The organism is Salmonella sp. 32070601201500089SM (genome assembly GCF_017573605.1).
Classification (GTDB): Bacteria; Pseudomonadota; Gammaproteobacteria; order Enterobacterales; family Enterobacteriaceae; genus Salmonella; species Salmonella enterica.
On the sequence record NZ_JAGETK010000010.1, the window covers coordinates 50,843 to 63,793 of the forward strand.

Here is a 12,951-nt window from a genome sequence, read left to right on the forward strand (position 1 = left end):
TCATGCTTAACATCGTACTCTTCGAACCAGAAATCCCGCCGAATACCGGCAACATCATTCGTCTTTGCGCCAATACCGGCTTTCGTCTGCACATCATCGAACCGATGGGGTTTACCTGGGATGATAAGCGCTTACGCCGCGCAGGGCTGGACTATCACGAATTCGCCGCGGTTCAGCGCCATCACGATTATGCCGCCTTTGTCGCCGCCGAAAACCCGCAGCGCCTGTTTGCATTGACGACAAAGGGCACGCCCGCCCATAGCGCCGTAAGCTATCAGGATGGCGATTATTTGATGTTTGGCCCGGAAACGCGCGGCCTGCCCGCCAGCATTCTCGATGCGTTGCCTAAAGAGCAGAAGATTCGCATTCCGATGATGCCGGATAGCCGTAGCATGAACCTGTCGAATGCGGTGTCGGTGGTGGTGTATGAAGCGTGGCGCCAGTTAGGATACCCCGGCGCGGTATTGCGGTCGTAATATATTCAATGCCGGATGGCGGCTAACGCCTGATCCGGCCTGGCCGATCCCGATGGCATGTTCCCGTTTATGCGGACTCTCGCTCAATCAAATGAAAGCCAATATCCACAATAGCTTCTGCGCACGGTTTCTGTTCAATACGATCGGCCAACAGCGTAGCGGCGCGCTGACCAATGGCGCGTCTGTCAACGCTTACGGTAGTAATTGATGGTCGATTGCTGGCGGCAAAATCAAGGTCGCCAAAACCAATAACCGCTAAATCATGCGGGATGCGCAAACCACGGCTTTCCGCCTCCATCATCGCCCCCTGTGCCAGGGTATCAGAACTGCAAACAATGACATCAAACGTCCCTTCGTCAAAAAGCTGGCTTAAACCGCTGCGCCCCAGCGAAAGCGATGCCGGAAGGGGGACATCTACCTGCGGTACGGCATGAATAGCGTGGCGTTGAAGAACACTACATAACCCCTGCTTGCGTTGCGCGGCTCGGCGATCGGCGGTCCACAACAAGCCGGGACGACGATAGCCCTTACTCAGAAGATACTCCCCCGTCGCCTGCCCGACTTTTTCATGGGAAAAACCGACCAGCATATCAAGCGGCGTGGGCGTTAAGTCCCAAATTTCCACCACCGGAATAGCCGCGTTCAGGATGACCTTTTTCAGTTCTATCGTGTGATGGATCCCGGTAAGCACCACGCCATCGGGGCGGCGGGAAAGCAGTGTCGCCACCAACTCCGCTTCCGTTTGTTCGGTATATCCCGCCACGCACAGCAATATGTGATATCCGCGTCGGGCCAGTTCATCGCTCAGTGACTGGATGGTATCGACAAACATGTTGTTGTTAATTTGCGGCACGACGACAGCGATTAATTTACTCCGTCGCGACGCCAGACCACCGGCTAACGCGTTGGGTATGTAGCCTGTGACGCGAACCGCCTGCATGACTTTCTCAACCGTTTTGGGGCGAACCAGTTGTGGCGAATTCAATGCCCGGCTGACTGTCATCGGAGACAGCCCGGCGCTACGTGCTACATCTTCCAGCGTCGGCGCACGAGGTGATTTGGTTCTCTTCACGTCTGATGCCCCTGCAAAGATTGGCTGATTTATCCGCGCATTATTCATCATGCCTGCGGCTATTGCCAGCTTCGCATCAGGAAAGGCCGTAAATACAGTAGCTTATCAAGCTCAGTCATTACAAAATGATAGCGCCATCATTTTGTATTATGCATTTCCACAGATATTTTTGGATCGTGATCCATTTTGCAATAAATCCTGCTTTTTATACGACATATGTGATCAAATGTTCAAATCAACATCAACTTTCTGGATCCTGCGCTCGCTTAATAATAAAAATGTTAGCGCAATCATTTTGTGATTATCAGGAGAAAAAAAATGGCTTTAAGCGCGAATTCCGACGCCGTAACGTATGCAAAAGCGGCGAATACCAGAACCGCGGCAGAAACCGGCGATCGTATCGAATGGGTGAAGCTATCACTGGCTTTTCTACCGCTGGCGACGCCAGTGAGTGACGCGAAGGTACTGACCGGTCGCCAGAAACCTTTGACCGAAGTGGCAATCATCATTGCCGAAATCCGCAGTCGCGATGGCTTTGAAGGCGTTGGTTTTAGCTACTCCAAACGTGCTGGCGGCCAGGGTATTTATGCTCACGCCAAAGAGATAGCCGACAATCTACTGGGCGAAGACCCCAATGATATCGACAAAATATACACCAAGCTGCTGTGGGCCGGAGCCTCGGTGGGGCGTAGCGGGATGGCGGTACAGGCTATCTCCCCTATCGATATCGCCTTATGGGATATGAAGGCTAAACGTGCCGGTCTGCCACTGGCAAAACTGTTGGGCGCGCACCGCGACTCCGTTCAGTGTTACAACACCTCAGGGGGGTTCTTGCATACACCGCTCGATCAAGTGCTGAAAAATGTGGTGATTTCCCGCGAAAATGGCATTGGCGGTATTAAGTTGAAAGTCGGACAACCCAACTGCGCTGAGGATATTCGCCGCTTAACCGCAGTACGTGAAGCGCTTGGGGATGAGTTCCCGTTAATGGTTGACGCTAACCAGCAGTGGGATCGCGAAACGGCTATCCGCATGGGGCGTAAAATGGAACAGTTCAACCTTATCTGGATTGAAGAACCATTAGATGCTTACGACATCGAAGGCCATGCCCAGCTTGCTGCCGCGCTGGATACGCCTATCGCCACCGGGGAAATGCTGACCAGTTTCCGGGAACACGAGCAGTTGATTCTGGGCAATGCCAGCGATTTCGTTCAGCCAGATGCGCCGCGTGTCGGCGGTATCTCTCCGTTCCTGAAGATTATGGATCTGGCGGCGAAACACGGGCGTAAGCTGGCGCCGCACTTTGCGATGGAAGTACACCTGCACCTTTCCGCAGCGTATCCCCTGGAGCCGTGGCTGGAACATTTCGAGTGGCTGAACCCATTATTCAACGAGCAACTTGAGCTGCGCGATGGCCGCATGTGGATTTCCGATCGTCATGGTCTGGGTTTCACGCTCAGTGAACAAGCGCGCCGCTGGACACAATTAACATGTGAATTTGGCAAACGCCCTTAACCCGACTGGCGGGAATCCGTCCCGCCTCTCTTACCTTACAGGATGCATTCTGCCCTTATCTGAGGAGTAGATAATGAACACAATAATAAAGCGCACAAAAGTGCGTCATACCATTCTTATATTTTTATTTCTTGCTACCGTATTTAATTATGCGGATCGCGCAACTCTATCCGTAGTTGCCCCAATAATGAGTAAAGAATTAGGTTTTGATCCGGAAGCGATGGGCCTGGCCTTCTCCTCATTTGGTATTGCCTATGTCATTATGCAACTACCCGGCGGTTGGCTATTAGACCGCTACGGTTCACGACTGGTTTACGGTTGCGCATTGATTGGCTGGTCGTTAGTAACCATGTTTCAGGGAACGATCTATCTGTATGGCAGCCCATTAATTGTACTGGTTATTCTACGTCTGCTGATGGGCGCGATTGAAGCGCCTGCCTTTCCGGCGAACAGTCGTTTAAGCGTACAATGGTTTCCCAATAATGAACGAGGTTTCGTTACTTCAGTTTATCAGGCTGCGCAATATATCTCGCTGGGCATTATCACCCCGCTAATGACGATCATTCTGCATAATTTAAGCTGGCATTTTGTCTTCTATTATATTGGCGCTATTGGCGTGATGCTCGGTATATTCTGGTTAATGAAAGTCAAAGATCCGATGCACCACCCAAAAGTTAATCAAGCGGAAATTGACTATATTCGTAGCGGTGGTGGCGAGCCCTCTCTGGGCTGTAAAAAGGAGCCGCAGAAAATAACGTTCGCGCAGATTAAAACCGTCTGTGTTAACCGGATGATGATCGGTGTTTACATCGGGCAATTCTGCGTCACCTCTATCACCTGGTTCTTCCTGACCTGGTTCCCGACCTACCTGTACCAGGCGAAAGGCATGTCGATTCTGAAAGTCGGTTTTGTGGCCAGTATTCCAGCCATTGCCGGTTTTATTGGCGGCCTGCTCGGCGGCGTGTTCTCCGACTGGCTACTCAAACGCGGCTATAGCCTTACCGTCGCGCGGAAACTGCCTGTTATCTGCGGTATGTTGCTCTCTTGCGTAATTGTGATCGCCAACTACACCTCTTCAGAATTTGTGGTCATTGCGGCGATGAGTCTGGCCTTTTTTGCCAAAGGGTTTGGTAACCTGGGCTGGTGCGTACTCAGCGACACCTCGCCGAAGGAAGTTCTGGGTATTGCCGGCGGCGTATTTAACATGTGCGGCAATATGGCAAGCATCGTTACGCCGCTGGTCATCGGCGTGATTCTTGCCAATACTCAGTCGTTCGACTTTGCCATTTTATACGTTGGCTCGATGGGACTTATTGGTCTCATTTCATATCTGTTTATCGTCGGCCCGCTGGATCGTATCACGCTGACATCATCCGCAGCCTGATTGTCCACATTGCGAATTCTTCGCTCCGCTGTTCCGGGATTGCACTCCATCGGAACAGCGTTTTTCAGATGCCGTCGCCATACTCAAACGTATGGTGTATCCCGTTGAAATGCTGGTCCATATCCATCGACGGCTTATCGCTGCCCGGCTTGCCGACAATACGCGCCGGAACGCCTGCGGCGGTAGTGTGCGGCGGGACAGGCTGTAAAACGACGGAGCCTGCGCCAATTTTCGCGCCGCGCCCCACCTCGATATTGCCGAGAATTTTCGCGCCCGCGCCAATCATCACGCCTTCGCGGATTTTAGGATGGCGATCGCCGCTCGTTTTCCCGGTACCGCCCAGGGTGACGGATTGCAGGATCGACACATCATCCTCAATAACCGCCGTCTCCCCCACCACAATACCGGTGGCATGGTCGAGCATAATCCCACGGCCAATTTTCGCTGCCGGGTGAATATCCACCTGAAACGAGACCGAAACCTGATTTTGCAGGAAGATAGCCAGCGCGCGGCGACCTTTATTCCACAACCAGTGACCAATGCGGTAGGCCTGTAGCGCATGAAAGCCTTTCAGATATAACAGCGGCGTGGAGTATTTATCCACCGCCGGATCGCGAGTGCGCACGGCCTGAATATCGCAGGCTGCCGACGCGATCATTTCCGGGTCGGCGGCATAGGCTTCTTCAACTACTTCACGGATAGCGATAGCGGGCATGATGGGCGAAGCCAGTTTATTTGCCAGCATATAGCTCAGCGCACTGCCCAGATTTTCATGCTTGAGTAGCGTGGCGTGATAAAAACTGGCCAACATAGGCTCACAGTCAGCTAAAGCGCGGGCTTCAGCTTTAATATTCTTCCAGACGATTTCCAGTTCTTCACACGGCATGGCTTACTCCAGACGGGCAGAAAACGACCAACCCGTTCTGTGCGGGTTGGGTCGTTTATGCAAACAGTTCCTTACGGCTAGTGGCGACTCAGCTCTTCCTTGCGGGCGCGACCTAATAACGTTAATGCTGCCTCGCGCGCGTTTTTTCCGCAATACAATACTTGATAAATTTCCTCGGTTATTGGCATTTCAACACCAAAACGGTGCGCCAATTCACGAACTTCTTTCGTATTGCGATAGCCTTCGACCACCTGGCCAATCTTATCCTGCGCGCCTTTAACGTCCATGCCCTGGCCAAGCATCATGCCAAAACGACGGTTGCGCGACTGGTTGTCGGTACAGGTCAGCACCAGATCGCCTAAACCCGCCATCCCCATAAAGGTGGCGGGATCGGCGCCAAGCGCTGCGCCAAGCCGCGACATTTCGGTCAGTCCACGCGTGATTAGCGCCGTGCGGGCGTTCGCGCCGAAGCCGATGCCGTCAGACATCCCCGCGCCAATCGCAATCACGTTTTTCACCGCGCCGCCAAGCTGCACGCCGATAAAATCCGCATTGATATAGACGCGAAAACTTTTTCCGCAGTGCAACAGTTGCTGGAGATCGTCGGCAAAGGTCTCATCGGTTGAGGCCAGCGAGATTGCCGTCGGCAAACCCGCCGCCAGCTCTTTAGCGAACGTCGGACCGGAAATCACCGCCAGCGGGATTTGATCGCCTAACGCCTCGCGAGCGACATCCTGCAACAGGCGCCCCGTTTCCGCTTCCAGGCCTTTGGTCGCCCATACCAGACGCGCATCCGGACGCATCAGCGGTTTAATCTGCCGCAGCACGTCGCTGAAAACATGGCTTGGCACCACCACCAGAATGTTACGACTGGCCGCCAGCGCGGTTGCTAAGTCGCTTTCCAGGTGTAACGTATCGGGAAAAGGCACATCGGGAAGGAACGCGACGTTGCAGCGATCGTGCTCCAGGGTCGCGATATGTTTTGGGTCGTGGCCCCACAGGACAACCTGGTGGCCGTTTCTCGCCAGAGTGATGGCGAGAGCGGTGCCGTACGAGCCGGCACCGATGACTGTCATTGACGCATTACTTTGGTTCATCAGGCATCCTGATGTTCTTCAGTACCTTCGCCAGCCTGCTGCTGCAAATAGTTCATGAACAGCGCATCAAAATTGACCGGCGCAAGGTTCAGTTGCGGGAACGTACCGCGTGAAACCAGGCTGGTGATGCACTCGCGAGCATACGGGAACAGAATGTTCGGGCAGTATGCGCCCAGGCAATGCGCCATCTGAGTACCTTCAATACCGCTGATGGAGAAAATACCGGCCTGCTGAACTTCGCACAGGAACGCGGTTTCTTCCCCCAGGGAAGCCGTTACGGTAACACGCAGCACAACTTCATAAACGTCATCCGCCAGTTGGGAAGATGCCGTATCAAGATCCAGTTTAACCTCTGGCTGCCAATCTTTCTGGAAAACATGCGGTGCGTTTGGCGCTTCGAAAGAAACATCCTTGGTATAGATACGTTGGATCTGGAAAGCCATTTCAGTGTTATTTTGTTCTGACATGTGTAAAACCCTTTAGTGTTGTCCTTAAATACTTGAGTACGCCTTAACGCAACAGCGGATCCAGTCCACCACGCGCATCCAGCGCATACAAGTCGTCACAACCGCCAATGTGCTGTGCATCAATAAAAATTTGCGGAACCGTCGTTCGGCCACTACGTTTGATCATCTCTTCACGCTTCACGGCGTCGCCGTCAATCGCAATTTCCTGGAAACTCACGCCCTTGCTGTTTAACAGCGCCTTTGCACGATGGCAAAACGGGCAGGTTGCTTTGGTGTAGATTTCAATATTGGCCATGACTTCGCTCCTGTTTTTTACCCGATGGATTTCATGTCGACGCAAAGGCAAGTCATTCCCCTTGCGCCATGAAAACGACGGGTAATCACTTACCGCGCACCAGAGGCAGATTCTCGCCGCTCCAGCCTGCTACGCCTTCTTTCAACACAAAGACCTTTTCAAAGCCGGCTTTTGTCAGCGCGTTAGCGGATTCCTGGCACTGCATACCAGAACCGTCGACCACGATAATCGGCTTGTCTTTGTGCTTTTCCAGTTCGCCAACATTGTTGGCTTTGATTTCGCTCGGCAGCAAATTGGTCGCGCCAGCGATATGGCCTTTACGGAAATCGTCACGTTGACGTAAATCCACAACAACGGCGTCCTCTTTGTTGATAAGGCGCGTGGCTTCGCCGCGTGTAATCACCTTAACTTTTGAAGTCAGACCTTTGAACGTGGTAAATAAAACCGCCACCAGTAACGCAATCCAGGCGATACTCAGTATGGGATGACGGCCAACAAATTGCATAATTTCTTGCATGGGGGGTAACAACTCCCGACGTAGTGATTAAAAAACCAGGAAAGGAGTATACCTGTGCAGTGGCGCAAATACAGCCAGAGCGTGCACTGGAATGCATTTTTGCGGGGCGCTACGAAAAAAAATCACGCTATTACTTACCTTCTCACGCCAGCGCGATCCCTTTCTTTGATCTTCTGAGGCTATTTTATCGATTCAGCTGTAGTAAAATTACGCAATTATTTTGTCTATTGAGTATGAGGTTGTCGCAATGTCGGTTTCTAAAAAACCTATGGTACTGGTGATTCTGGATGGCTACGGCTACCGTGAAGAACAGCAGGATAACGCTATCTTAAACGCCAAAACCCCGGTGATGGATGCTCTGTGGGCAAAACGTCCGCATACCCTGATCGACGCATCCGGTCTGGAAGTGGGTCTGCCTGACCGCCAGATGGGCAACTCCGAAGTGGGCCACGTTAACCTGGGCGCAGGCCGCATCGTTTATCAGGACCTGACGCGTCTGGACGTTGAAATTAAAGAACGTACTTTCTTTGCTAACCCAGTCCTGACCAATGCGGTAGACCAGGCGAAAAACGCCGGTAAAGCGGTTCATATTATGGGTCTGCTGTCCGCGGGCGGCGTCCACAGCCACGAAGATCACATTATGGCGATGGTGGAGCTGGCCGCAGAGCGCGGCGCAGAAAAAATCTATCTGCACGCCTTCCTCGATGGTCGCGACACGCCGCCGCGCAGCGCTGAAGCCTCGCTGAAAAAATTCGAAGACAAATTCGCCGCGCTGGGCAAAGGCCGCGTGGCGTCTATCGTCGGTCGTTACTACGCTATGGACCGCGACAACCGTTGGGATCGCGTGGAAAAAGCGTATGATCTGATGACCCTGGCGCAGGGCGAATTCCAGGCAGATACCGCTGTGGCTGGCCTGCAGGCCGCTTACGCTCGTGATGAAAACGATGAGTTTGTCAAAGCGACCGTTATCCGCGCCGAGGGCCAGGCTGATGCGGCGATGGAAGACGGCGACACGCTGATTTTCATGAACTTCCGCGCTGACCGCGCGCGCGAAATTACCCGCGCTTTCGTTAATGCTGATTTCGACGGCTTTGCGCGTAAGAAAGTGGTTAATCTGAACTTCGTGATGCTGACCGAATACGCCGCCGACATCAAAACTGCCGTTGCCTACCCACCAGCGTCGCTGGCGAATACCTTTGGCGAATGGATGGCGAAAAACGACAAAACTCAGCTGCGTATTTCCGAAACGGAAAAATATGCGCACGTAACCTTTTTCTTTAACGGCGGCGTAGAAGAACCGTTTGCTGGCGAAGAGCGCATTCTGATCAACTCCCCGAAAGTGGCCACTTATGACCTGCAACCGGAAATGAGCTCTGCAGAATTGACTGAAAAATTGGTCGCGGCGATCGAAAGCGGTAAGTACGACACCATCATTTGTAACTATCCAAACGGCGATATGGTCGGTCATACCGGCGTGATGGAAGCCGCCATCAAAGCGGTGGAAGCGTTGGATAACTGCATTGAACAGGTAACAAAAGCGGTTGAGTCCGTTGGTGGACAACTGTTGATTACCGCGGACCACGGCAACGCGGAGCAGATGCGCGATCCGGCGACCGGTCAGGCGCATACCGCCCACACCAACCTGCCGGTGCCGCTGATTTATGTCGGCGAGAAAAACGTGAAGGCGGTCGAAGGCGGCAAACTTTCAGACATTGCGCCTACCATGCTGTCGCTGATGGGGATGGAAATCCCGCAAGAGATGACTGGTAAGCCGCTGTTCATCGTGGAATAATCCCTCCCCATGAGGGGAAAGGCGATTAACACCATTCAACAGGCCGTGAAACCAAGAACGTTTTCAGTCAGGCCTTTGTTCTACGCCAGCGTACTTAGCGCTGGCGTATTGTTGTGCGCCTTTTCCGCCCACGCGGATGACCGTGATCAACTCAAATCTATTCAGGCCGATATCGCCGCGAAAGAACGCGACGTACGCCAGCAGCAGCAGCAGCGCGCCAGCCTCCTGGCACAACTGAAAGCCCAGGAAGAGGCCATCTCGGCCGCAGCGCGTAAGCTGCGCGAAACGCAAAGCACTCTGGATCAGTTAAACGCGCAAATTGATGAGATGAACGCCTCAATTGCCAAACTGGAGCAGCAAAAAGCCAGCCAGGAGCGTAATCTCGCCGCACAGTTGGACGCCGCTTTCCGCCAGGGCGAACACACCGGCATTCAGCTTATTCTTAGCGGAGAAGAAAGCCAGCGTGGGCAACGCCTGCAGGCCTACTTCGGCTATCTGAACCAGGCGCGCCAGGAGACTATCGCCGAACTGAAACAGACTCGCGAACAGGTCGCCACGCAAAAAGCCGAGCTGGAAGAGAAGCAAAGCCAACAACAAACGTTGCTGTATGAACAGCGCGCCCAGCAGGCGAAGCTGGAGCAGGCGCGTAATGAACGTAAGAAAACGCTTGCCGGACTGGAGTCGTCTATTCAGCAAGGCCAGCAACAGTTAAGCGAACTGCGCGCCAACGAATCACGCCTACGCAACAGTATCGCGCGGGCGGAAGCGGCGGCCAAAGCGCGAGCGGAGCGTGAAGCCCGCGAAGCGCAGGCGGTACGCGATAAGCAGCAGGAAGCCTCGCGTAAAGGCAGCACCTATAAGCCGACGGAAAGCGAGCGTTCGCTAATGTCCCGCACCGGCGGTCTGGGCGCGCCTCGCGGTCAGGCATACTGGCCGGTACGCGGCCCGATATTGCATCGCTATGGCGAACGGCTGCAGGGTGAGCTACGTTGGAAGGGGATGGTGATCGGCGCGTCGGAAGGCACCGAGGTCAAAGCCATCGCCGACGGCAGGGTGATTCTGGCGGACTGGCTGCAAGGCTATGGCCTGGTGGTGGTCGTGGAGCATGGTAAAGGCGATATGAGCCTTTACGGCTATAATCAGAGCGCGCTGGTCAGCGTAGGCGCGCAGGTACGCGCCGGACAACCTATCGCCCTTGTGGGCAGTAGCGGCGGTCAGGGCAGACCTTCGCTTTATTTCGAAATTCGTCGCCAGGGTCAGGCCGTCAATCCACAGCCGTGGTTGGGAAGATAAGTTTTGCCTCAGTTTCGTCGCTCCATTCTCACGCTGGCCACTTTGCTGGCGTTTGCACATCCCGTTTTCGCTGGCAAGCTCGCCATCGTGATTGATGATTTTGGCTATCGCCCGCACACGGAAAACCAGGTTCTGGCGCTGCCGCCAAACATCTCCGTCGCCGTACTGCCCAACGCGCCGCACGCGCGCGAAATGGCAACTAAAGCGCACAATAGCGGGCATGAGGTGTTAATCCATCTGCCGATGGCGCCGCTAAGCAAACAGCCGCTGGAGAAGGATACGCTGCGACCAGATATGAGCAGCGATGAGATCGAGCGCATTATCCGCGAGGCGGTAAACAACGTGCCGTATGCCGTCGGGCTTAATAACCACATGGGCAGCGCAATGACCTCCAGCCTGTTCGGTATGCAAAAAGTTATGCAGGCGCTGGAACATTACAATCTCTATTTTCTCGACAGCATGACGATTGGCAATAGCCAGGCGATGCGCGCGGCATCCGGTACGGGTGTGAAAGTGATCAAGCGCAAAGTGTTCCTCGACGATACGCAAAACGAGGCAGATATCCGTCGTCAGTTTAATCGCGCTATCGAACTGGCCCGTCGCAACGGTTCCGCTATCGCGATTGGTCATCCACATCCCGCAACGGTTCGCGTGCTGCAACAGATGGTTTATCGCCTGCCGGCGGATATCACCCTGGTACGCCCAGGCAGCCTGCTCAACGAACCGCAGGTAGATACGTCCCGACCTGATTTGATGCCGCAGAAAATTGACGCGCCGCGCAATCCCTTTCGCGGCGTGAAGATGTGCAAGCCGAAAAAACCGCTGCAACCGGTCTACGCTACGCGCTTTTTCAGCGTCATCGGCGAGAGCATTACGCAAAGTTCCGTGGTTGTCTGGTTTCAGCACCAGTGGCAAGGCTGGGGGAAAATCGCCGCGCCTAAAAACGTGAGCGCTAAGACAGATTGAGCGCCTTACGGGCCATACGACGGTGCGACAAGGTTTTGTCGCGCCATTGCCACAGCCGGAAAGACCAGAGCAGCGTCTGATAAGCCGCTTTCGCGCTGCGGACGTTAGCCATCATCCGTCTATACATGCCAGAAGTAAAAATTTCGGCAATCATACGCTGGCGGGTCAAAATATCAGGCTCTTTACGTACCGCATGACAAACGCGTAACGCTTCCCAGGTAATTTGCTGGCGAAACTCCGGGTAAATCGGAATACGCCGGGCATAATCACGATTGAGCTTTTCTAATAACCGCGTAATTTTAATATAATGCCGCTGATAATTAAGATTTTTATTGCCTTGTCTTTGCAAACGGCTTACCGAATTATCATGCAGGAAATATTTATATAATGATTGTTCGGTATAACGTACGCGCGTGGCATTAAACATAACTTCCGTCGACCATAATATGTCCTGATGATGTAGTCCGGGAACGAAAGTAATATTGTTATCGGTAATTAACGCACGTCGATAAACGCCCATCCAGACAACATGCGTCCAGCGCCGCGAGGCCAGCGCCATACGCAACCAATCCGGTCCGCTTAATACCCCGGTGGAGCGCAGACGATCGGTCGGAATAGATTGCCAGGCGTGCCCGGTTTTTCGGACGCACCAGTCCGCATTACACTGCGCAACGTCCAGATCATCGTTAAGCGCCATAGTCATCAGCGTTTCATACATCTTCGGGTAGACCAGGTCATCCGCATCGACAAAGGCGACGTAATCGCCGGTCGCCGCTTGCAGGCCAAGATTACGGGCGACAGATGCGCCAGCATTGGCCTGATGAAGCAGTCGAACATGCGGGTAATGTTCCGCGTAATGTTTTGCTATCTCAACGGAATGATCCGTCGATCCATCATTCACAATAATAATTTCCAGCGCCGACCACGTTTGCGCGATTAACGACACCATGCAAGCATTAAAATCCGCTCCCGCATTATATAACGGGATAATGATACTCACTTTGGTTTTACTATTTTTCATAACGATTACCAGAAAAACCTTAATTTACCCTGCCTTTATACTGTGGCCCTATTAAGAAACTATTAAGCCGCCATAATTAATTTTTACAGTAAAAAGCAAGCACAAAACTCAGAGTAGAGCGTGACGTTAGCGAGTAAAATAAGAGTAAAGCGCAATTACGAATGCTTGAT

The 12,951-nt window shown here is 53.3% G+C and carries 13 protein-coding genes; 6 read left to right on the top strand and 7 right to left on the bottom strand.

From position 1 onward, the window contains the following. Positions 1–2: 2 nt before the first annotated feature. Positions 3–476 (top strand): tRNA (uridine(34)/cytosine(34)/5-carboxymethylaminomethyluridine(34)-2'-O)-methyltransferase TrmL, encoded by a 474-nt coding sequence (trmL, locus tag J4728_RS16295; protein ID WP_000932335.1) that lies wholly within the window; start codon positions 3–5, stop codon positions 474–476. 67 nt (positions 477–543) lie between these two features. On the opposite strand, the gene J4728_RS16300 is transcribed toward trmL, so the two are convergent. Beyond that, complete coding sequence (locus tag J4728_RS16300) at positions 544–1,548, bottom strand: LacI family DNA-binding transcriptional regulator (RefSeq protein ID WP_001537635.1); 1,005 nt, start codon at positions 1,546–1,548, stop codon at positions 544–546. 318 nt (positions 1,549–1,866) lie between these two features. Here J4728_RS16300 and J4728_RS16305 point away from each other — a divergent pair, with 318 nt between their 5' ends. After that, positions 1,867–3,063 (top strand): L-talarate/galactarate dehydratase, encoded by a 1,197-nt coding sequence (locus J4728_RS16305; protein ID WP_001218249.1) that lies wholly within the window; start codon positions 1,867–1,869, stop codon positions 3,061–3,063. A gap of 73 nt (positions 3,064–3,136) precedes the next feature. Beyond that, a complete protein-coding gene (locus tag J4728_RS16310; RefSeq protein WP_001092104.1) occupies positions 3,137–4,447 on the top strand; it encodes an MFS transporter in 1,311 nt (436 codons plus the stop codon). Positions 4,448–4,511: 64 nt separating this feature from the next. Here the strand turns inward: J4728_RS16310 and cysE are convergent, their stop codons facing one another. The 5 genes from cysE to J4728_RS16335 form a co-directional block, all read right to left on the bottom strand. Further along, positions 4,512–5,333 carry a serine O-acetyltransferase gene (cysE, locus tag J4728_RS16315; RefSeq protein ID WP_001112113.1) on the bottom strand — a complete coding sequence of 274 codons (822 nt, stop codon included), beginning with the start codon at positions 5,331–5,333 and terminating at the stop codon, positions 4,512–4,514. A 77-nt stretch (positions 5,334–5,410) separates the two neighbouring features. Beyond that, positions 5,411–6,430 (bottom strand): NAD(P)H-dependent glycerol-3-phosphate dehydrogenase, encoded by a 1,020-nt coding sequence (gene gpsA / locus J4728_RS16320; RefSeq protein WP_001076596.1) that lies wholly within the window; start codon positions 6,428–6,430, stop codon positions 5,411–5,413. Continuing rightward, the gene (gene secB / locus J4728_RS16325; RefSeq protein WP_000003370.1) at positions 6,430–6,897 is read right to left on the bottom strand and encodes a protein-export chaperone SecB; all 468 of its coding nucleotides are present in this window, start codon (positions 6,895–6,897) and stop codon (positions 6,430–6,432) included. The genes gpsA and secB overlap by 1 nt, the downstream gene beginning before the upstream one ends. Positions 6,898–6,940: 43 nt before the next feature. Next, positions 6,941–7,192 carry a glutaredoxin 3 gene (gene grxC / locus J4728_RS16330; RefSeq protein ID WP_001273795.1) on the bottom strand — a complete coding sequence of 84 codons (252 nt, stop codon included), beginning with the start codon at positions 7,190–7,192 and terminating at the stop codon, positions 6,941–6,943. A gap of 85 nt (positions 7,193–7,277) precedes the next feature. Further along, positions 7,278–7,709, bottom strand: coding sequence for a rhodanese-like domain-containing protein (locus J4728_RS16335; protein WP_001156179.1), 432 nt, complete (start codon positions 7,707–7,709; stop codon positions 7,278–7,280). A 247-nt stretch (positions 7,710–7,956) separates the two neighbouring features. On the opposite strand from J4728_RS16335, the gene gpmM reads away from it, so the two are divergent. From gpmM to J4728_RS16350, 3 genes are read left to right on the top strand one after another with little or no spacing between them, the layout of a single operon-like run. Then, the gene (gene gpmM / locus J4728_RS16340; RefSeq protein WP_000116576.1) at positions 7,957–9,501 is read left to right on the top strand and encodes a 2,3-bisphosphoglycerate-independent phosphoglycerate mutase; all 1,545 of its coding nucleotides are present in this window, start codon (positions 7,957–7,959) and stop codon (positions 9,499–9,501) included. 33 nt (positions 9,502–9,534) lie between these two features. Then, positions 9,535–10,794 carry a murein hydrolase activator EnvC gene (envC, locus tag J4728_RS16345; protein ID WP_058814511.1) on the top strand — a complete coding sequence of 420 codons (1,260 nt, stop codon included), beginning with the start codon at positions 9,535–9,537 and terminating at the stop codon, positions 10,792–10,794. 3 nt (positions 10,795–10,797) lie between these two features. Further along, on the top strand, positions 10,798–11,760 hold the full coding sequence (locus tag J4728_RS16350; protein ID WP_001135509.1) for a divergent polysaccharide deacetylase family protein: 963 nt from the start codon (positions 10,798–10,800) through the stop codon (positions 11,758–11,760). On the opposite strand, the gene J4728_RS16355 is transcribed toward J4728_RS16350, so the two are convergent. Then, a complete protein-coding gene (locus tag J4728_RS16355) occupies positions 11,747–12,781 on the bottom strand; it encodes a glycosyltransferase (RefSeq protein ID WP_023243765.1) in 1,035 nt (344 codons plus the stop codon). The two genes, J4728_RS16350 and J4728_RS16355, sit on opposite strands and share 14 nt — an antisense overlap. Between the last annotated feature and the right edge of the window lie 170 nt (positions 12,782–12,951).

What these genes read in the sequence shown, in the direction of transcription:
- trmL (WP_000932335.1), top strand. Translation starts at nt 3, where the DNA reads ATGCTTAACATCGTACTCTTCGAACCAGAAATCCCGCCGAATACCGGC.
- secB (WP_000003370.1), bottom strand. Translation starts at nt 6,897, where the DNA reads ATGTCAGAACAAAATAACACTGAAATGGCTTTCCAGATCCAACGTATC.
- gpsA (WP_001076596.1), bottom strand. Translation starts at nt 6,430, where the DNA reads ATGAACCAAAGTAATGCGTCAATGACAGTCATCGGTGCCGGCTCGTAC.
- J4728_RS16355 (WP_023243765.1), bottom strand. Translation starts at nt 12,781, where the DNA reads ATGAAAAATAGTAAAACCAAAGTGAGTATCATTATCCCGTTATATAAT.
- J4728_RS16310 (WP_001092104.1), top strand. Translation starts at nt 3,137, where the DNA reads ATGAACACAATAATAAAGCGCACAAAAGTGCGTCATACCATTCTTATA.
- J4728_RS16305 (WP_001218249.1), top strand. Translation starts at nt 1,867, where the DNA reads ATGGCTTTAAGCGCGAATTCCGACGCCGTAACGTATGCAAAAGCGGCG.
- gpmM (WP_000116576.1), top strand. Translation starts at nt 7,957, where the DNA reads ATGTCGGTTTCTAAAAAACCTATGGTACTGGTGATTCTGGATGGCTAC.
- grxC (WP_001273795.1), bottom strand. Translation starts at nt 7,192, where the DNA reads ATGGCCAATATTGAAATCTACACCAAAGCAACCTGCCCGTTTTGCCAT.
- J4728_RS16335 (WP_001156179.1), bottom strand. Translation starts at nt 7,709, where the DNA reads ATGCAAGAAATTATGCAATTTGTTGGCCGTCATCCCATACTGAGTATC.
- cysE (WP_001112113.1), bottom strand. Translation starts at nt 5,333, where the DNA reads ATGCCGTGTGAAGAACTGGAAATCGTCTGGAAGAATATTAAAGCTGAA.